This window comes from Peptoniphilus pacaensis, assembly GCF_900088125.1.
Taxonomy (GTDB): Bacteria; Bacillota; Clostridia; order Tissierellales; family Peptoniphilaceae; genus Aedoeadaptatus; species Aedoeadaptatus pacaensis.
On sequence record NZ_FLQT01000003.1, the window covers coordinates 1,284,452 to 1,302,593 of the forward strand.

Annotated in this window: 18 protein-coding genes, 1 riboswitch and 1 other annotated feature; of the genes, 14 read left to right on the forward strand and 4 right to left on the reverse strand. The window is 52.0% G+C overall.

Features of this window, described 5'->3' with window-relative positions; genetic code table 11:
• Positions 1–2: 2 nt before the first annotated feature.
• The 3 genes from BN7444_RS06080 to BN7444_RS06090 are packed head-to-tail and all read left to right on the forward strand — an operon-like array spanning position 3 to position 4,297.
• Entirely contained in the window at positions 3–860 is an 858-nt protein-coding gene (locus tag BN7444_RS06080; protein ID WP_068457173.1) for a stalk domain-containing protein, read from the forward strand.
• Between the two features lie 58 nt (positions 861–918).
• Positions 919–2,658 (forward strand): ABC transporter ATP-binding protein/permease, encoded by a 1,740-nt coding sequence (locus BN7444_RS06085; protein ID WP_068457176.1) that lies wholly within the window; start codon positions 919–921, stop codon positions 2,656–2,658.
• Positions 2,651–4,297 (forward strand): amino acid ABC transporter ATP-binding/permease protein, encoded by a 1,647-nt coding sequence (locus BN7444_RS06090; protein WP_218016014.1) that lies wholly within the window; start codon positions 2,651–2,653, stop codon positions 4,295–4,297. The genes BN7444_RS06085 and BN7444_RS06090 overlap by 8 nt, the downstream gene beginning before the upstream one ends.
• Before the next feature lie 48 nt (positions 4,298–4,345).
• On the opposite strand, the gene crcB is transcribed toward BN7444_RS06090, so the two are convergent.
• Positions 4,346–4,702 carry a fluoride efflux transporter CrcB gene (crcB, locus tag BN7444_RS06095; RefSeq protein WP_068457180.1) on the reverse strand — a complete coding sequence of 119 codons (357 nt, stop codon included), beginning with the start codon at positions 4,700–4,702 and terminating at the stop codon, positions 4,346–4,348.
• Positions 4,702–5,919, reverse strand: a complete 1,218-nt coding sequence (pepT, locus tag BN7444_RS06100) for a peptidase T (RefSeq protein ID WP_068457182.1) — start codon at positions 5,917–5,919, stop codon at positions 4,702–4,704. The genes crcB and pepT overlap by 1 nt, the downstream gene beginning before the upstream one ends.
• A gap of 80 nt (positions 5,920–5,999) precedes the next feature.
• Here pepT and BN7444_RS06105 point away from each other — a divergent pair, with 80 nt between their 5' ends.
• From BN7444_RS06105 to BN7444_RS06135, 7 genes are all read left to right on the forward strand, one after another.
• Complete coding sequence (locus BN7444_RS06105) at positions 6,000–7,211, forward strand: BaiN/RdsA family NAD(P)/FAD-dependent oxidoreductase (protein ID WP_068457185.1); 1,212 nt, start codon at positions 6,000–6,002, stop codon at positions 7,209–7,211.
• Between the two features lie 35 nt (positions 7,212–7,246).
• Positions 7,247–7,363 (forward strand) — a sequence feature (ribosomal protein L10 leader region).
• A gap of 17 nt (positions 7,364–7,380) precedes the next feature.
• A complete protein-coding gene (rplJ, locus tag BN7444_RS06110; RefSeq protein WP_068457188.1) occupies positions 7,381–7,917 on the forward strand; it encodes a 50S ribosomal protein L10 in 537 nt (178 codons plus the stop codon).
• A gap of 32 nt (positions 7,918–7,949) precedes the next feature.
• Positions 7,950–8,342 (forward strand): 50S ribosomal protein L7/L12, encoded by a 393-nt coding sequence (gene rplL, locus BN7444_RS06115; protein ID WP_068457192.1) that lies wholly within the window; start codon positions 7,950–7,952, stop codon positions 8,340–8,342.
• A gap of 58 nt (positions 8,343–8,400) precedes the next feature.
• Positions 8,401–9,078, forward strand: coding sequence for an AzlC family ABC transporter permease (locus BN7444_RS06120; protein ID WP_068457194.1), 678 nt, complete (start codon positions 8,401–8,403; stop codon positions 9,076–9,078).
• Positions 9,068–9,397 (forward strand): branched-chain amino acid transporter permease, encoded by a 330-nt coding sequence (locus tag BN7444_RS06125; protein WP_068457196.1) that lies wholly within the window; start codon positions 9,068–9,070, stop codon positions 9,395–9,397. Before BN7444_RS06120 ends, BN7444_RS06125 begins: the two co-directional genes overlap by 11 nt.
• 47 nt (positions 9,398–9,444) lie before the next feature.
• Positions 9,445–10,869: an NCS2 family permease gene (locus tag BN7444_RS06130; protein WP_068457199.1), complete on the forward strand. Its 1,425-nt coding sequence runs from the start codon at positions 9,445–9,447 to the stop codon at positions 10,867–10,869.
• Positions 10,870–10,979: 110 nt separating this feature from the next.
• Complete coding sequence (locus BN7444_RS06135; RefSeq protein ID WP_068457202.1) at positions 10,980–11,714, forward strand: cyclase family protein; 735 nt, start codon at positions 10,980–10,982, stop codon at positions 11,712–11,714.
• Between the two features lie 40 nt (positions 11,715–11,754).
• On the opposite strand, the gene BN7444_RS06140 is transcribed toward BN7444_RS06135, so the two are convergent.
• A complete protein-coding gene (locus BN7444_RS06140; protein WP_068457205.1) occupies positions 11,755–12,519 on the reverse strand; it encodes an IclR family transcriptional regulator in 765 nt (254 codons plus the stop codon).
• A 138-nt stretch (positions 12,520–12,657) separates the two neighbouring features.
• Here BN7444_RS06140 and BN7444_RS06145 point away from each other — a divergent pair, with 138 nt between their 5' ends.
• The 4 genes from BN7444_RS06145 to BN7444_RS06160 all read left to right on the forward strand — a co-directional run bounded on the left by BN7444_RS06145 (position 12,658) and on the right by BN7444_RS06160 (position 17,288).
• Positions 12,658–14,040: a L,D-transpeptidase family protein gene (locus tag BN7444_RS06145; protein WP_068457208.1), complete on the forward strand. Its 1,383-nt coding sequence runs from the start codon at positions 12,658–12,660 to the stop codon at positions 14,038–14,040.
• A 142-nt stretch (positions 14,041–14,182) separates the two neighbouring features.
• Positions 14,183–14,866, forward strand: coding sequence for a phosphoribosylaminoimidazolesuccinocarboxamide synthase (locus BN7444_RS06150; protein WP_068457211.1), 684 nt, complete (start codon positions 14,183–14,185; stop codon positions 14,864–14,866).
• Positions 14,867–14,974: 108 nt separating this feature from the next.
• A riboswitch (FMN riboswitch) is annotated at positions 14,975–15,089 on the forward strand.
• A 59-nt stretch (positions 15,090–15,148) separates the two neighbouring features.
• A complete protein-coding gene (locus BN7444_RS06155; protein WP_068457214.1) occupies positions 15,149–15,757 on the forward strand; it encodes an ECF transporter S component in 609 nt (202 codons plus the stop codon).
• A 151-nt stretch (positions 15,758–15,908) separates the two neighbouring features.
• On the forward strand, positions 15,909–17,288 hold the full coding sequence (locus BN7444_RS06160; RefSeq protein ID WP_068457216.1) for a Na+/H+ antiporter NhaC family protein: 1,380 nt from the start codon (positions 15,909–15,911) through the stop codon (positions 17,286–17,288).
• 124 nt (positions 17,289–17,412) lie between these two features.
• Here BN7444_RS06160 and BN7444_RS06165 read toward each other — a convergent pair whose 3' ends face one another.
• A complete protein-coding gene (locus BN7444_RS06165; protein WP_068457219.1) occupies positions 17,413–18,060 on the reverse strand; it encodes a 50S ribosomal protein L25 in 648 nt (215 codons plus the stop codon).
• Positions 18,061–18,142: the final 82 nt, after the last annotated feature.

Sequence of the window (18,142 nt, forward strand, 5' to 3'; positions counted from 1 at the left end):
CGATGAAAAAACTTTTATCTTTAGCACTGGCCCTTGTATGCTTACTGGCACCTAATGTGGCCCGCGCCGAATCGAGTAAAACCTATGAAGTTCCCGTGGTTTTGAAACACGCCACAAGCGAAAAGGAATCCATGGCCAACAAGGCCCTTTGCCCCGTCGCAGAGGTGAAGGAAGAAGGAGGCAAGTTCACCTACAAGGTCTTTATAAAGCCATTGAGCTTTATGAATCAACAAGGGAATTTGACGAATCTCTTTGTCACCGCCGGCGGTCGTGAGGAAGCTGTAAAAGGCGCCGGCAAAGGTGAATATGCAAACAGCTTCAGCTTTGTACAAAGCGGAAAAGAAAATGTCGTCGACGTCGCCGTATGGGTGGATGTCATGGATCAAATGCAAGGCGGTACACCCGGTGCCGGTGAACAAAAAGCCCGCTTGGCTTTCGATTGGTCGCAAGCGAAGGTGATGAAGGCCGTCGAATCGAAAAAAACGCCTGTTGCGCCCAAGGCCAACAAAAACGCCATTACCATTTTAGTGAACGGCAAGGAAGTCAAAACGGACAGCCCGGCATTTATTAAAGACGGTCGCACCATGGTGCCCGTACGCTTTATCTCCGAAGCCCTGGGCCTGAAAGTGGGCTGGGATCAAAAAACCCGCACGGTCACCGTTGGAGAAGGGGCAAGCAGCATGAAGCTTGCCATCGGTTCAAAGAATATCGTTCGTGCAAATGGCAAGAAAACAGCCATCGACGTGGCCGCTATGATTCAAAACGGCCGCACCATGGTACCTATTCGTGCCATCAGCGAGCTCTCCGGCGCCAAGGTGGACTGGAATGCAGCGAATCGTGAAGTAATTATTCAAAAGTAGAAGGGGGCCGGCGCCTTCGCCGGCTCTTTTCATTATCTGACAGAAAGGATGGAAGGGATTGATCGATAAACGATTACTCCAATATTTCAGCGAAGCGAAAAAAGCCATTGCCCGGGTAGTGGGGCTTAAGTGCATTCTGCTGGTTCTCAATAGTTTGGCAACAGGGCTTTTGGTCTATGCCCTGCGCCTGTTTTTCACGGAAAATCATTGGCAAAGACCGCTGTCCCTTGTTCTTCTGATCAGCTTTTTGATCTACGGGATTCGTTTTTTCGTCGCAAAAAAAGAAGTGCGCCTCGCCTATCAGGCGTCGGCGTCGGTAAAGGAAACGATGCGCAACAGGCTTTTTCAAAAGCTTATGTGCTTCGGCGTGCATTATAAAGAGCGCCTGCGCTCTGCGGAGGCGGTACAGATCATCGGAGAAGGGATCGATCAACTGGAGATTTATTTTTCCGCCTATTTGCCTCAGTTTTTTTACAGTATGATTGCGCCGGTATTTCTGTTTTTTGTTATCGGCTCCATGTCATGGACTGTGGCCATCGTCCTTTTAATCGGCGTGCCCATGATTCCTTTGGCTATTGCTTTGATTCAAACCTTTGCGAAAAAAACCTTCGCTAAGTATTGGACGGAGTACACCGATGTAGGCGACGAGTTTTTGGAAAATCTTCAGGGTCTGACGACTTTAAAGATTTACGGCACCGACGCCTATCGCCACCGAAAAATGGAAAAATCCGCCGAGGCCTTTCGCGTGCAGACCATGCGGGTCTTAACCATGCAGCTCAATTCCATTATCGTCATGGACTTCGTCGCTTACGGAGGCGCCGCTATTGCCCTGGTGGTATGTCTAAAAGCTTGCGTAAGCGGTCGATTGGATTTTTTCGATGCCCTGTTTATTTTGCTCTTATCGGCGGATTACTTTTTGCCCATGCGGCAATTAGGTTCCTTTTTTCATATCGCCATGAACGGCATGGCGGCGGCGGATAGAATGTTTGACCTTCTGGCATTGGAAGAGGAAGAAGACGGTCACATGGCGATGGCAGATGCCGCCGACGAATTAACGGCGCGGAACCTTGTTTTGTCTTACGACGGCGAGATGCGGGCATTAGACAAATTGTCCTTTAACGTAAAAGGACCGCAACTCGTGGGCATCGTCGGCCCTTCCGGCTCGGGGAAATCTACTTTGGCCGCCGTCTTGTCGAAGCAACTGAAGGGCTACGAAGGCTCCCTGGCCTTTTGCGGCGTGGAGCTTTCCGACACGAAGGAAAAAAGCCTTTTGGATCACGTCACCTATTTAGGCGCTGAAAGCTATTTAATGGGCGGAAGTGTACGTGAGCTTCTGGCCATGGCCAATCCCCGGGCCACGGTGGCCGCCATGTGGGACAGCTTGGAGCGAGTAAACTTGAAAGAATATTTCGACGCGGAAGATGGGCTGGAGACAATGATTCAAAGCGGCGGAAGCAATCTTTCCGGCGGTCAACGGCAGCGGCTCAGCCTTGCCATGGCCCTTCTGCACGACACGCCCATCTATATCTTCGATGAAGTCACGTCGAACATTGACGTGGAAAGCGAAGAAAAAATCGTCGGTGAAATTCGCGCCTTGGCCGAGACGCGGCTGGTTTTATTTATCAGCCACCGCCTGGCCAATGTGAAAGAGGCGGGACGATTGTTCGTTCTCGACGGAGGACATTTGGTGGAAGAAGGTCGCCACGATGAGTTAATTCAACGTGGGGGTATGTACCGCAGCTTGTGGCAAACACAGGCTGAATTGGAGCAATACCGAGGAGGTGAAGTCAATGCGTAAACCCTTAGCCGTCATGGGGCGTCTTATAGGAATGATTAAGCCCTTGGCACCGGTAATGGTCCTGGCCATTACTTTAGGGGTGCTGGGCTTCTTCTCGGCCACGGCCATTTCAGCCCTGACAGCTTACGGCCTGGCCTCCGCCTATTTCGGAGAATGGAGCGGCACCTTTCTTGTGACGGCAATTCTTGTTTGCGGCTTTCTTCGGGGTCCCTTGCGCTACGGTGAGCAGCTCTGCAATCACCACATCGCCTTTAAAATTCTCGCCATCATACGGAGTCAGGTATTCGCTTCTTTGAGAAAATTGGCGCCGGCGAAATTAGAGGGAAGGGACAAGGGCAATCTCATTACACTCATCACTTCCGATATCGAGCTCTTGGAAGTCTTTTATGCCCACACCATTTCCCCGGCGGCCATCGCCTTGATTTTTTGTCTGATCTCCGTCGCCTTTCTCGCCAAGGTCGAGCCCCTATTGGCTCTTTACGCTGCCTTCGGCTATTCGGTGGTGGGTATCGGGCTTCCCTTATACCTCTCCAAGCGAAACAAAGACTTGGGTCTTCAAGCGAGAAACGCCGGCGGTCGTTTAAGCGGTTTTGTTTTAGACGGCTTGCGCGGCCTGAGGGAAATCTTGCAGTACCGCTTTGAAGATGCTTATCTGAAAAAATTAGACGACATGAGTCGCGAAAGCATTGAAGCGAACGGCCGCCTGAAAGACGAAACGGCTTTCGGCATGGCTCTGACGGGAATGGTCCTGAGTCTTTTGCACTTAGGACTTGTGGTTCTTGCGGGAGCCATTTACTACCGGGGCACGGAAGATCCCGTCATGCTGCTGACGGCAGTGGTCTATATCCTCTCTTCTTACGGGCCTACTTTGGCCCTGGCCGCATTAGGCAACACCTTACAGCCCACCTTCGCCGCAGGCAATCGTGTCCTGGATATTTTAGACGAGGCGCCGAAAGTGGAAGAGGTTGAAACAGGGGCGGTGGTTTCCTTTACCGGTGCCGCCTTGGAGGAGGTGGACTTCTCCTATGAAGAGACATCGATTCTAAAATCCATGGACCTTCAGGTAAGAAAGGGCGAAATCCTTGGGCTGAGAGGAAAGTCCGGCTCCGGAAAATCCACGATCCTGCGCCTTCTCATGCGTTTTTGGGACGTAAGCGGCGGCCGCATTATCATCGGCGACGAAGATATTCGAAAGGTGAAGACCGCCTCTCTTCGCGAGGCGGAAGGCTTTATGACTCAGGAAACCTATCTGTTTAACGACACCATTGCGTCGAATTTGCGCCTGGCACGATTGGATGCCACAGAGGAAGAAATAGAAGAGGCATGCCGCCGGGCGGCTGTCCACGATTTTATTCTATCCCTGCCGGAAGGCTATGACAGTCGAATCGGCGAAATGGGCAGTCGCCTATCATCGGGCGAGCGTCAGCGCCTGGGTCTTGCCCGCGCCTTTTTACACGACGCACCGTTTTTGCTCCTGGATGAGCCGACGTCGAATCTGGATAGTTTAAACGAAGCCATGATATTGCGTTCTTTGAAAGAGACTGCCGGGGATAAAACCGTGCTTATGGTCAGTCACCGGCCCTCTTCATTAACTGTGGCGGACCGAATCATTGAGCTGGAAACGGAACGTCGATCATAAGAAAACACCCCAGGCAGAGGAGGAGTACTCCGAAGCCTGAGGTGTTTTTTATTTTACCAATTGTCCGCCGAGATAAAGGGCGATAAAGCCCGTCGCCACGGTGGCGGCGACATAGAGTACGGAGGTGGTCATATGGCCTTTTTCCGCCATGGCCATGGTTTCGGCGCTGAAGGTTGAGAAGGTGGTGAGTCCGCCGCAAAAGCCCGTTTTTAAAAACAGCAGTAGATTCTCGTCCCATCCCCGGGCTTCGCCCTTCACGGCGATGATGCCTATGAGAAAGCAGCCGATGACATTGGCGAGAAAGGTGGGAAGGGGCAGTCCCCGATCCGTTAAGGGGAGCAAGGAGAGCAGGAAGCGACAGGTCGCGCCGCATGCGCCGCCCGCCGCCACGTAAAGGGCTTGCATTACGCCCTCGTCGCCATTTCCTGAATCAACTTCGTGAGGAAGTCACGGCCCTTTTCCATGTGTTGGATGGGAATGTATTCGTAGGGGCCGTGGAAGTTCATGCCGCCGGTAAAGAGATTGGGGGTGGGCAGTCCCATCCAGGAAAGCTTGCTGCCGTCGGTGCCGCCGCGAATGGGCTCGACGATGGGCTCGATGCCTTCTTCTTTCATGACGTCGACGCAGAGGTCGATGAGATCCATGTGGGGCTCGATTTTTTCACGCATGTTGCGGTAGCTTTCTTCCAAAGTCAGGGTGATGCGGTCGCCGTATTTTCTGTTCATAAAGTCCACGGCGGCTTGGAAAATCTCGCCCATGTTCTTGACCTTATCGGCGTCGAAGTCGCGGAGGATGTAAATCATTTCCGCCTCCTCCACATTGCCGCGGAATTGATCCAGGTGGTAGAAGCCTTCGTAGCCTTCCGTGTATTGGGGACGCATTTGCTCGGGAAGCATGCCGTCTAATTCCATGCCCAGGCTAATGGCGTTGATCATGTGATTTTTCGCGCTGCCCGGGTGGACGCTGACGCCTTGGATCTTCACCTTGCCGCTGACGGCGTGGAAACATTCGTATTGAACTTCGCCCAGACGGGAGCCGTCCAAGGTAAAGGCCACGTCGGCGCCGAAGCCTTCCACGTCGAAGTGATCGACGCCGCAGCCGATTTCTTCGTCGGGAGTAAAGCCGATGGCCAAGTTTCCGTGGGGCAGATCCTTTTCGATCAAGGTCTTTAAGCTGTCCATAATAATGGCGATGCCGGCCTTGTCGTCGGCGCCTAAAAGGGTGGTGCCGTCGGTGACCATGAGGTCCAAGCCGATGACGTCTTTTAAGGCGGGGAAGTCTTTGTCGGAGAGGACGATGTTCTTTTCTTTATTTAAGACGATGTCGCCGCCTTCGTAGTGAACCACTTGGGGCTTCACGCCTTCGCCTTTGGCGGCGGGGGAGGTGTCCATGTGGGCCAAAAGACCGAGTGTGGGCAGATCCTTGTCTACATTGCTTTTAAGATGGGCGGTGACGTAGCCGTACTCGTCGACCTTGGCGTCTTCAAGACCCATGTCCTTCAGCTCGTCCACGAGGATGTGGGCCAAGTCGAATTGGCGTTTCGTGGAGGGGAAGGTGTCGGAATTTTCGTCGCTGGTGGTGTAAACTTGTACGTATTTTTTCAGTCGTTCGGTAATGTTCATGATGGCTCCTTTCACATTTTTCTAACTTGTATTGTAGCATATTTGCGTGCTATACTCGGTGAAAAGAAAGGGGTTTTTTTATGGAAATCGCCATTATAGGCGGCGGCGTCAGCGGGCTCTGTGCAGGATGTTTGCTGGCAGAGGCGGGCATGCACGTTTCGATATACGAGCGAAAAAATCGCGTGGGAAAAAAATTACTGGCCACGGGAAACGGCCGGGCCAATGTGAGCAATGCGGATCTGTCTGCGTGCCATTGGCACAGCGAAGGGAAGCTCCCCTTCGATCCAGGCGCCTATTTTTCCGCGGCGGATCGCCGGGCTTTTTTCGAGGCCATGGGCATCGATCTCGTGGAAGAAGACCGGGGCAAGCTCTATCCCTCCACCCTCCAGGCACGCACCGTCTTAAATGCTCTGAGACGGCGCTTCTTCGCCGCCGGCGGGGAAGAAGTGGTGGACACTTGCATCGACGCCGTGACAAGAACAAAGAAGGGCTTTGTCTTGGAAAGCAGCGGACAGACCTTTTCGGCGGATAAGGTCATCGTCGCCGCCGGAGGCATGGCCATGCCTCAATCGGGCTCCGACGGCAAGGGCTATGGCCTGTTGAAAGCTTTGGGCCACAAAAAGACCCGCACCTTCCCGGGAATTTCCGCCCTGCTTTGCGATAGCCCCTATTTAAAACATTTAAACGGTACGAAAGTGCAGGGTAGCGTGGCCCTTTACCGCGACGGGGAAAAGATCGTCGAGGAAGAGGGAGAGATCCTTCTCGCCAAAGACGGTATTAGCGGCCCGCCGGTCTTGGATCTGGCCCGCACCGTGGGCGAGAGAGAGGGGGATTATGCCGTCGGCTTTCCCATGCTGAATCATTTGAATCAATTGGAAGGGTACCGAGAGGTTCTTGAAGGGCGCAGCTATCTGCCCATGAAGGTCGAAGATTTTCTCGACGGCATTCTGTCCAACAAATGGCCTCACGTGGTTCTAAAGGAATGCGGCCTGAAAGGGGACGAGATGATGGACGGCCTGCCTTGGCACGACCGGAACCGCCTCTTGAATCTGCTCTTTCATTTTTCCATGCCCGTCACCGGCGTGCGGGGCTTCGATTTCGCCCAAGTGACCTGCGGCGGCATGGCCCTCGACGACTTCAGCGACGATTTGGAATCGATCCACGTACCGGGGCTTTACGCCGCCGGGGAGGTCTTGGACGTGGACGGGGACTGCGGCGGCTATAATATTCACTGGGCATTGGCCTCTGCCCATCGCATCGCCCGTGCCATTATAAAAAAAGACGATTTTTAAGAAAAAGTCCCTTTACACAGGGGCTTTTCTTTGGTATTATGGATAAGTCGAAACCGCAGACAGCAGGTGGCTTGCCTTAATTTCCTGCCGAGGTGACTGAATTTGATTTTGGTACTCGCATTGTGTCTGCAATGTGATTTTTTTATGTAGAAAACGAGGAGGTGAATCAGTGAAAGAAGAGCTACTCCAATCGAAAATTAACTTGGTGAACGAAATCAAGGAAAAGATCGAGCAGTCCCAATCCATTATTTTGGTCAACAACCACGGCTTAACCGTAGAAGAAGTCACCAAATTAAGAAAGGAATTGCGCGAACACGGCGTTGACTACAAGGTGTACAAAAACACCATGTTGAAACGTGCCTTCGACGCTACCGGCAACGAAGCAGCCAACGATTTACTCGTCGGCCCCACCGTCGTCGCTTTCGGTATCGAAGATGCCGTTCAACCGGCCAAGATCTTAAACGATTTTGCCGAAGACAACGATCGTCTTGAAATCAAGGGCGGTCTCTTAGACGGCCGCGTCGTATCCGTTGACGAAGTTAAGGCATTGGCAAAATTACCGAGCCGCGAAGTTCTTATCGCACAATTGCTCGGCGGCTTAAACGCACCGATTCAAGGATTGGCAACTGTCTTGTCCGGAAATATCCGTGGTCTGGCCGTTGCGCTTAACCAAATCCGTGAAAAGAAAGAAGAAGAATCTGCCTAAAGGCAAAAACCATTTTTGGAGGTATACACATTATGGCATCTGAAAAAGTAACCGCTCTTATCGAAGAGATCAAAGAATTAACCGTTATCGAACTTGCTGACTTAGTTAGCGCATTAGAAGAAGAATTCGGCGTAAGTGCACAAGCTCCCGTTGCTGTTGCAGCAGCAGGCGCACCGGCAGCAGGCGCACCGGCTGGTGGAGCTGCTGACGAACAAACCGAATTCGACGTTGTTCTCGAATCTGCAGGCCAAGAAAAAGTGAAGGTCATCAAAGTTGTTAAAGACATTACCGGCCTCGGCTTAAAGGATGCAAAAGCTCTCGTTGACGGCGCACCGAAGCCCGTTAAGGAAGGCGCAAGCAAGGAAGAAGCCGACGACATCAAGGCTAAACTGGAAGAAGTCGGAGCTGTTGTCGAAGTAAAGTAAAGCAGTAAAGAGCGCCCCCCTTTTGGGGCGTTTTTTATTTTCTCCTTCAGGAGGTCTTATGAACGGATTAAAGAAAGTCTTTCCGCGCACGGTTCCCATTGTGATCAGCTACTTTTTTATGGCCATCGGCTTTGGCGTCCTCATCAAATCCGTAGGTCAGTCCAATGTCGTGGGCGGGCTGATGAGTGGAGGCATTTACGCCGGCGCCATGCAATTTGCCATGGTCAGTTTGTTTTCCAATCCGCTCAATGTGTTGGAGCTTGCCATCTTGGCCGTCTCCATTAACCTGCGCTATTTATTTTATACGCTCTCTCTTTTGGGCCCCCTGTCCGAACTTCCCATGTGGAAACGCATCGCCGTGGTTCATTTTTCCAGCGACGAGACTTTTTCCCTCTACGTCACCGGCGGCGAGGACGGGAACATGGCCACCGGAGAGGATATGTTTTCCATGGGGCTGATCAATTTTATGACCTGGGTCGGCGCCACCTTGCTCGGGGGATGGATCGGCACCTTGCTGCCCATCGACGCCACGGGCATCGAATTTATGATGACCGCCCTTTTTATCACGGCCTTTTTGGAGCAGTGGAAGGGGACGGACCATCACTTCCCCGCCATATTAGGGGTAGCGGCATCGCTCTTGTCTCTGCTCTTGGTGGGGCCCAAGAAATTTATTCTTCCCGCCATGGTTTTGATTTTAATCGGCGATTTGATTTACAGGAGGAAATATGTCCACTAGAGAAGTTTATTTGGCCATTGCCATCGTCATCGCCATTACCTTCGCCATACGCACCTTTCCTCTGTTTTTCTTTTCGGGAAAGAAGCAGTTGCCGAAAGTCGTCGGCGATTTAGGCAATCTCTTGCCCTATTCCATGATGGGCCTTTTGATCGTCTACTGCCTGCGCACCATGCGCTTTACGGCGCCGGGGGAGTATGTGCCCTTAATCGTCGCCACCTTGGTCACCGCCCTGAGCTATCTTTGGAAGCGAAAATCCATCGTCTCCATTATTCTCGGCACGGCGGTGTATATGTTTTTCATTCAGCAAGTGTTCGTCTGATGAAATCGTGATATACTAATCCCGTACTATTCATAAGGAGGAAGTCTATGGAGTCATTCTTTAAGTTGAAAAAGAACAAGACGGATTTTTCTACGGAAGTATTAGCCGGCATGACCACGTTCTTTGCCATGAGCTATATTATTTTCGTCAATCCCGCAATCCTTTCTCAAACGGGTATCCCTTGGGGCGCCGTGTTCCTGGCGACGATTATCGCATCGGTGGTTTCCACCTTGGTTATGGGGCTGTTTGCCAATGTGCCCTATGCCTTGGCCCCGGGCATGGGATTAAATGCCTTTTTCACCTACACCGTGGTCTTCGGTCTGGGCTTTACCTGGAAGGAAGCCCTGGGCATGGTCTTTTTGTGCGGCGTCATCAATGTGTTGATCACCGTGACGAAAGTACGGAAGATGATCATCACGGCCATTCCCGAGTCGCTGCAACATGCCATTAGCGGCGGTATCGGCGTCTTTATCGGCTACATCGGCATTAAAAACTGCGGCCTCTTGAACTTCACCCTGGATCCGGGCACCTATCAAGCCCTGGACGGGGGCACCATTATCGGTTCATCCGCCGCCGTTCCCGCCCTGGTTACCTTCAACAACGCCGGCGTGCTTCTCGCCATGATCGGCCTGTTGATCACCGTGGTCCTGGTGCTGAAGAATGTGAAGGGTGCCATCTTAATCAGTATTTTGGCTACGACGATTATCGGCATCCCTATGGGCGTCGTGGATCTGTCCAAACTTTCGGAAAGTCCTTCCGTGGCAAGCTCCTTCCAAGACCTGTCCACGGTCTTCGGCGTGGCACTGGGTAAAGAAGGGCTCCTGGGCCTCTTTTCCGATCCCGGCCGCATTCCCTTGGTCCTCATGACCATCTTCGCCTTCTCCCTCAGCGACACCTTCGACACATTGGGCACCTTTATCGGCACCGGTCGCCGCTCGGGAATCTTCAGCGAAGACGATATTCGCAATATGCAAACGAGCTCCGGCTTTAAATCGAAACTGGACAAGGCTCTCTTCGCCGACTCCGTCGGCACGGTCATCGGCGCTTTTATCGGCACCAGCAACACCACCACCTATGTGGAAAGTGCGGCGGGCATCGGCGCCGGCGGACGCACGGGTCTCACCTCCGTGGTGACGGCGATTATGTTCCTGTTGGCCATCGTCATTGCACCGGTGGCGGGTCTGGTTCCCGCACAAGCCACGGCTCCCGTTTTGATTATCGTGGGCATTATGATGTGTGCCAGCTTTAAAGAAATCGAATGGACCGATTTGGAATGTGCCGTACCGGCCTTCTTCGCATCGATCTTCATGGGCCTCAGCTACTCCATCAGCAACGGCATTGCCGCAGGTTTTATTTTCTACTGCGTCGTCATGATCTTAAAGGGCAAGGCCAAAGAGCTGCACCCGATCCTTATCGGATCCACGGTTTTATTCTTAATCAACTACGCCCTGATGGCCTATTTGGCTATGTAGGAAAAAGGAGGCTTCGGCCTCTTTTTTTATGCCGCAAAGAGGGCTGTAGAAAATAGGGGAGAAAGGTTATAATGGATGCAGCACAGAAAGCAAGACGGAAAGGAGATCACATGAAGACTCAAGATTTATTGCAGGCGTTAAAAGAAAAGACTTGGGTGAGCCTGACCCACGAAGTGACGAAAGACATGGCCATTTACCAGGCCTTTAATCCCTTAGGCGAGCGCGTGCTCACCACCTTGGAGGAAACGGGATCGGACAATCGGGAGTACACCTTGGGCACCTCCCACGGCACCCACGTGGACGCACCGGCCCACTTTATGGCGGGAGGAAAGATCCTTTCGGACATTTCGCCCAAGGAGCGCTACCTGCCTCTGTACGTCATCCACTTGGAAGATAAGGTTAAGGAAGAGCCGGGCTATGCCGTCACCGTGGACGACATTCTGGCATTTGAAGACGAACACGGCCCCATTCCGGAAGGCGCCTTTGTGGCCTTTTCCTCGGGCTGGTACAAGCGCATCTACTCCCAAGAAGACTTCACCAACACCCATGAGGGCGTGGAAGTGACGCCGGGTTGGTCCGTGGCGGCGCTGGAGTACTTGAGCCGCACGCGAAAGATTGCCGCCATCGGTCACGAAACCTTAAACACCGACGCCGGTCCCGAAGCCGCCGAGGCGGGGGACTTGGTGGCCCAACGCTTCTGGCTCAACGAAAACAAATACCAAGTGGAGGTCATGGCCAATTTAGATCAGGTGCCCGCGACCGGCGCCGTGATCATGATCAATGTCCTTCACATCAAAGGCGCCGTGGCCTTCCCCGCCGAAGTCACCGCCGTCTTCGACGCATAAAAATAAAGCTATTGCCGCGATATGGGCAATAGCTTTTTCTTTACCATAAGGGATTCAATTCTTCTAAAAAATCGTGAACCGTGGCGAAGGCCTCGGCCTCTTCTTCCAAAATTTGCTCGTTGGCGCCGGAAAGGGAAATGGTGCCGATGCAATCCTCCCGTTTGTCGAAAATGGGAATGGCGATGGAGCCGATGCCGTCATTGATCTCGCCGATCTCCAAGGCGTAGCCCTTTTCTCGCGTGGCCTCCATTTCCTCTTTCAGGGCGGAATCCTTCGTAATGGTTTTATCCGTGTAGGGAACGAGGCGGGTGTCGGCGATGTAATTATCTACCACCGATTCCGGCAAACTGGCCAGATAAGCCTTCCCCGACGCCGTGGCGTGAAGGGGAAAGGGCGTGCGGGAGCGGGTCATGATCAGATAGCGTGTATTGTCCGGCACCTCGGTAAACACGGTGAGGAGCTGGCCGTCTTCCACCATGTTCAGGCGGGCGCTCAGCTCAAATTGATTGGCCCAGACTCTGAGCATGGGTTGAATGATATTTTTGACGTGGAAGAGATATTGATCTTCCACCAAATTGGCTTTGGGAATAAAGGCGACGCCCAAGTGGTAGTCGTTCTCCGCTTCGTCGCGGCTTAAATATTGAAAGTGAACCAGTGTATTGACCAACCCGCGGGTGGTGTTAACATTTAATTTCACCAATTTAGAAATTTCCGACAAGCTCAACTTCGGATGCACGGCATCGAAGCAATCTAAAATAGCAAAGGCCCTGGCAAGGGACTGAATGGTTCGGGGCGTCTTATCCATAACAACCTCCTCGTGTGTTGAATCGTTCTATAGTTAGATTACACCACATTTCATTGAATAGAAAGGGAAAAATCATCTTGAACCGTAAAAATTTTATGGTACACTAATAGAGCGAGTGATTAGAAAAGGAGAACAACTTTGAGCAATCGATTCGGAAAAATTGCGGCCATCGTGCTGGGCATCTTGGCTGTCATATACATTCTGGGCGGCATTCTGTTTACGCAGGTTTACATGCCGAAGACTTCCGTAAACGGAGCCGATATATCCCTGCAGCCCAAGGCGGACTTAAAGGAGAATTTTAAAAAGTCATGGAAGGATTATGCCTTAACCGTCGTAGGCAAGGACGAAAAGACCGACACCATCAAGGCATCGACCATCGACTACGTGGAAACCATGCCCGATTTTAAAATAAAAGAATACAGTTCCTGGGGATGGCCCGTTTACGCCTTTACGGAAAAAGATTATAAGGTGAAGACAAACATCAGCTACGACGACGCAAAGCTTGAAACTGCTTTGGCGTACATGCACATGGTGGCGGACAAAGATATTACGGATCCCACCCCACAGATGATCGTCTACAAGGAAGGGGAAGGCTACTCCATTGCCGATGCCAAGGAAGGCACCCGCTTAGACGGACCCAAGCTGAAGAAGGCCGTGCTGGATTCCTTCCATAAGCAGGACAAAGAGCTGGACGCGAAGAAAGCGGATCTTTATCTGAAGGCCGCACCGGCGGAAGATTTGGACCACATGAAAAAGCACGTAGCCAGTTTAAATACCATCGAAGGATACAAGCTGACCTACAATTTCTCCGACAGAGAAGAAGTCTTGGCCGGGGAACCTTTAATCAATCTCTATAAATCTGCCGAAGACGGCAGCTTGGAGCCCGACGAGGAAAAGGTCAAGGCCTATGTGGCCGGGCTCGGGGAAAAGTACGACACCTTTAAAGGCACCCGCGACTTCCAAGCCACCGGCGGCGCCATGATGCGCGTAGTGGGCGGCATTTACGGCTGGCAAATCGACCGGCCCAAGACCGTGGAGCAGCTGATGACGGCCATGAATGACATGAAGACTCAAACCATGGAGCCGGTGTATAAGCGCCGGGCCAGGAGCCGGAATGTGAACGACATCGGCAACAGCTACATCGAAATCGACATCGCCCGTCAGCATATGTGGCTGTACAAAGAAGGCAATTTGGTCATCGACACGCCGGTGGTCACCGGCAATCCCTACGCCGGCAACAGCACGCCCACCGGGACCCACGAAGTCTGGATGATGGAGCGCAACCGCTACCTGACCGGGGACACCTGGAAGAGCTACGTCAAATACTGGATGCCCTTTAACTGGACGGGCTGCGGCATTCACGACTCCAGTTGGCGGGGAAGCTACGGCGGCAACATCTACCGCGGCGGCGGGAGCCACGGCTGCGTGAACACGCCTCCCTCCAAGGCGCCGACCTTCTACGAAAATGCCTTTATAGGCATGCCTGTCATCGTCTACAATTCCAACAAACACGCTATTTAAGGAAGCGCCTGCGGGCGCTTTTTTGCTTGAAGGAAAATTTGTCGTGAAAATTATGGGAAAATATGAATCGGAGTCTGTTTTCCCGCGGTCATTTGTTGTAAAATAAATTGTACGATTTGCTTGTATGACAGGAGGGTTTTTTTTGAAAACTATTTACGAAGGAAAGACGAAGAACATTCTTCAAGAAGACGGCAAGACTTACTTTTATTTCAAGGACGACGTGACGGGCAAAGACGGCGTCTTCGATCCCGGTGAAAACCAAGTAGGCCTTTCCATCGAAGGTTCGGGCCGCGCATGCATCGCCATGAGCAAATACTTCTTTGAAAAATTCGAAGAAGAAAAAATCCCTACACACTTTATTTCCGCCGACGTGGACAATCGTCTCATGGAAATCAAGCCCGCCAAAGTTTTCGGCAAGGGCTTGGAAGTCATCTGCCGCTTTAAAGCCACGGGCAGCTTCATTCGCCGCTACGGCAAATACGCCAACGACGGCGACGATTTAAATCGCTACGTGGAATTTACTTTAAAGGACGACGAACGCCAAGATCCCCTGATCAACGAAGATGCTTTGGTTCTCTTGGGCATTTTGAAGGAAGGGGAATACGACCGCATTAAGGAACTCACTCGTTCCATTTCCCAAGTCATCTACGATGACTTAAAGGCACGTGGCCTGGAAATGTACGATATTAAATTGGAATTCGGTCGCCTGGAAGGCAGCGACGAAGTCGTATTAATCGACGAAGTCTCCGGCGGCAATATGCGCGTCTTTAAAGGGGACGAATACATCGAACCCTTACGTCTTTCCGATATGATCGTCGGCAAGTAAGCACTGTTTTCGAAATCGCGAAAAGAGCCCTTCGGGGCTTTTTTTGTGCCCGAATATAAAATGGTTTCATTTCTCTATGGACGTGGTATAATAAAAACAGAATAAGATAATGATCTTCAGGGCGAGGTGAAATTCCTCATCGGTGGTAAAGTCCACGTGTCGAAAGACTGAATTGGTGCAATTCCAATACCGACGGTGACAGTCCGGATGGAAGAAGATAATTTTTTCATGTTTTGATGCCCGGAGACGCGGGCTTTTTTTGTGCCCGACAAAGGAGGAACCATGAACCAAATTCAGCGGACAAAGGCGCGCTATTCCACGAGGAGTTTAACCCGCCTTTCCCTCTTATCCGTCATCGCATTTTTATTTATGTACATCGAATTTCCCTTGGCCTTTATCGCGCCGCCCTTTATTAAAATCGACCTGTCCGACATTCCTGCCCTCATCGGCGGCTTTGCCATGGGTCCCGTGGCGGGGATCACCATCGAGCTGGTGAAGTGCATCCTCACCTTTTTCGTCCGCGGCACCACCACCGGCGGCGTCGGGGAACTGTCGAACTTTATCGTCGGCGCTTTGTTCGTCGGCCTTTCGGCGAAATTTTACAGCGAGCGCAGAACCTATCGCGGTGCCGTCGTCGGCCTCTTGCTCGGCGTCGTCGGCATGACCGTGGTGGCGACCTTGAGCAATTACTTCGTGGTCTTTCCCCTTTACGGAAAAATCATGCCCATGGATGCCATTATAAACATGGGCCGCGCCGTCACCCCTCGGGTCAACACCTTGTGGGATCTGATGATCTATTGCATCGTGCCCTTCAATCTCGTCAAAGGGCTCATTATTTCGGCGGCGACCTTGGCCTTGTACAAGCGCATCTCACGATTCTTACACGACTGATGGAAACTCCCGCCGATGCGGGAGTTTTTTTCGTGGGGCGGAGCGTTCTTTACAAAGGATAGTCCCTCCACTATAATGACCTTGAGGAAATGGTTCGTCTCGAAAGGGGAGGACCATCATTTGTTACATTGAAAAAATTTAGGAGGATGTTATGGGAGACGATAAAGTAAAAGTGAAAGCCAACGGCGCGGCGCTCTTGCCCTTTATTCTTTTCGTGTTGGTTTATCTCGCCACGGGCCTGATTTTAAATGCCATGGGCGTAGAAATGGCCTTTTACCAAGTGGCGGCACCGGTATGTATTCTTCCCGCCATTATTTTGGCCTTTATTATGTTTAAGGGCTCGATCGACGACAAGTTCAACGCCTTTGTGCGAGGCTGCGGCGACGAAAACATCATCATCATGTGTTTGATTTACATATTGGCCGGCGCCTTTGCCACCGTGTCGAAATCCTCCGGCGGCGTGGACTCCGTGGTCAACTTCGCCCTGTCTCTGATTCCCGTTCAATACATTACCGCGGGGATCTTTCTTATCAGCTGTTTTATTTCCCTTTCCACGGGCACGTCCGTAGGCACCATCTCCGCCGTGGGCCCTATTGCCGTCGGCGTGGCGCAAAAGGGGAATCTGCCCTTGGCGCTGGTCATCGGTGCCTTGGTGGGCGGCGCCATGTTCGGCGACAATCTCTCCGTCATATCCGACACCACCATTGCCGCGACGCGGACGCAAAATGTGGAAATGAAAGATAAGTTCCGCACGAATATAAAAATCGCCCTTCCCGCGGCGATTATTACCTTCATCATCTTGCTCTTTGTAGGCAAGCCTGCGGGCGATGTGGTGTTGGACGATTTGAGCTACAGTTTCGTTTTGATCATTCCCTATCTCTTCGTATTAATTTCCGCCCTCGCCGGCATGAATGTCTTTTTGGTTCTGACCAGCGGCATCGTCCTTTCCGGGATCATCGGCATGGCCACCGGCGGGCTTACCATGATGAGCTTCGCCCAAAACATTTTCGAGGGCTTTAGCGGCATGTTCGAGATCTTTCTCCTATCCATGCTTACCGGCGGCCTTTCTTACATGGTGTCTCAAAACGGAGGCATCGAATGGTTGGTGCAAAAGATTCGCGGCTTTGCAAAAGACGTGAAATCGGCGGAACTATCCATCGCCCTTCTGACCCTCGTCACCGACGCCGCAACGGCGAACAACACGGTGGCCATTATTATCGACGGGCCGGTGGCCAAGGAAATTTCCAGGGATTTTAAAGTGGATCCCAGGCGTTCCGCCTCCTTGCTCGACGCCTTCTCCTGTGTCATGCAGGGGATCATCCCTTATGGCGCGCAAATTTTAATCGCCGCGGGGCTCACCAAGGAACTGGGGGCGGCGGCGGTCTCTCCCGTGGAAATTATTCCCTTCCTCTGGTACCAAGGTCTGTTGGCGGTCTTCGCCCTGGCCTCCATTTTCATTCGCTTCGCCGATCCCAAGGACGAATGGGATTTTGAAAATGATGTGCCCATGCCGTCTTCCGTTAGTAAGTAAAAACAAAGCGTCGATGAGAGAAATCTCCTCGGCGCTTTTTTCATGCTCCGCCATGTTCAGGCACAAAAAAATAAGACCGGCTCGTCCGATCTTATCTTTTCATAGGCCGCCGGAGCGGTCTGTCTTATTCTTCGTCTTCGTCTTCCGATTCGGTTTCGTCTACAGTGGGAACTTCGGCTGCATCGGCATCGTCTTCGTCTTCGACGATTTCTTCTTCACGAGGTTCTTGTAAGGAGCAGACGGCTTCTTCCAAATCCGTCAAGACTTCGATGTCGTCGATGGATGCGACGTCTAAGTCGGCGACGGTTAAGGTATCGCCAATTTGCATATCGGCAACATTGACGATGGCGTCGGAGGGAAGGCTGGTGGGCAAGCATTCGACTTCCACTTCTTCCAACAGTTGCAATAAGACGGAGGGTTCTACGCGAATGTCTTCGCGACCTTCCAATACGACGGGAATGGACAGCTTGATTTTTTCCTTCAAGTTAACGCCGTATGCGTCGAAGTGAATCAGTTGATTCTTGAAGGGGTGGGATTGGATTTCCTTAAACAGGATCTTGTAATCCTTTCCGTTGACATTGACGTCGACCAAAGCGGATGTACCGGCTTCATCGACGACTTTTTCCAATTCGTTGGCCTTGGCGGCAACGGCGACGGGTTCGGAGTCTTGAGCATAGAAGATGCCGGGGACGTAACCTTCGCCTCTGGTCTTCTTCGCGCCGGCCGTGCCCGTGTGTTCGCGATTAACTAAATTTAATTTAATGGTGTTCATTCATTTCCTCCTTTGTTTACTCAGCAATCTATTATACCTGAAATTGTGCTTGATTTCCACGTTTTCATTCACTTCGTCGGGT

Bases quoted from the DNA above. Each gene is read 5' to 3' on its own strand.
- BN7444_RS06080 (WP_068457173.1), top strand. From the start codon at position 3: ATGAAAAAACTTTTATCTTTAGCACTGGCCCTTGTATGCTTACTGGCA.
- BN7444_RS06090 (WP_218016014.1), top strand. From the start codon at position 2,651: ATGCGTAAACCCTTAGCCGTCATGGGGCGTCTTATAGGAATGATTAAG.
- crcB (WP_068457180.1), bottom strand. From the start codon at position 4,702: ATGCAAGCCCTTTACGTGGCGGCGGGCGGCGCATGCGGCGCGACCTGT.
- pepT (WP_068457182.1), bottom strand. From the start codon at position 5,919: ATGAACATTACCGAACGACTGAAAAAATACGTACAAGTTTACACCACC.
- BN7444_RS06105 (WP_068457185.1), top strand. From the start codon at position 6,000: ATGGAAATCGCCATTATAGGCGGCGGCGTCAGCGGGCTCTGTGCAGGA.
- rplL (WP_068457192.1), top strand. From the start codon at position 7,950: ATGGCATCTGAAAAAGTAACCGCTCTTATCGAAGAGATCAAAGAATTA.
- BN7444_RS06120 (WP_068457194.1), top strand. From the start codon at position 8,401: ATGAACGGATTAAAGAAAGTCTTTCCGCGCACGGTTCCCATTGTGATC.
- BN7444_RS06125 (WP_068457196.1), top strand. From the start codon at position 9,068: ATGTCCACTAGAGAAGTTTATTTGGCCATTGCCATCGTCATCGCCATT.
- BN7444_RS06130 (WP_068457199.1), top strand. From the start codon at position 9,445: ATGGAGTCATTCTTTAAGTTGAAAAAGAACAAGACGGATTTTTCTACG.
- BN7444_RS06135 (WP_068457202.1), top strand. From the start codon at position 10,980: ATGAAGACTCAAGATTTATTGCAGGCGTTAAAAGAAAAGACTTGGGTG.
- BN7444_RS06140 (WP_068457205.1), bottom strand. From the start codon at position 12,519: ATGGATAAGACGCCCCGAACCATTCAGTCCCTTGCCAGGGCCTTTGCT.
- BN7444_RS06155 (WP_068457214.1), top strand. From the start codon at position 15,149: ATGAACCAAATTCAGCGGACAAAGGCGCGCTATTCCACGAGGAGTTTA.
- BN7444_RS06160 (WP_068457216.1), top strand. From the start codon at position 15,909: ATGGGAGACGATAAAGTAAAAGTGAAAGCCAACGGCGCGGCGCTCTTG.
- BN7444_RS06165 (WP_068457219.1), bottom strand. From the start codon at position 18,060: ATGAACACCATTAAATTAAATTTAGTTAATCGCGAACACACGGGCACG.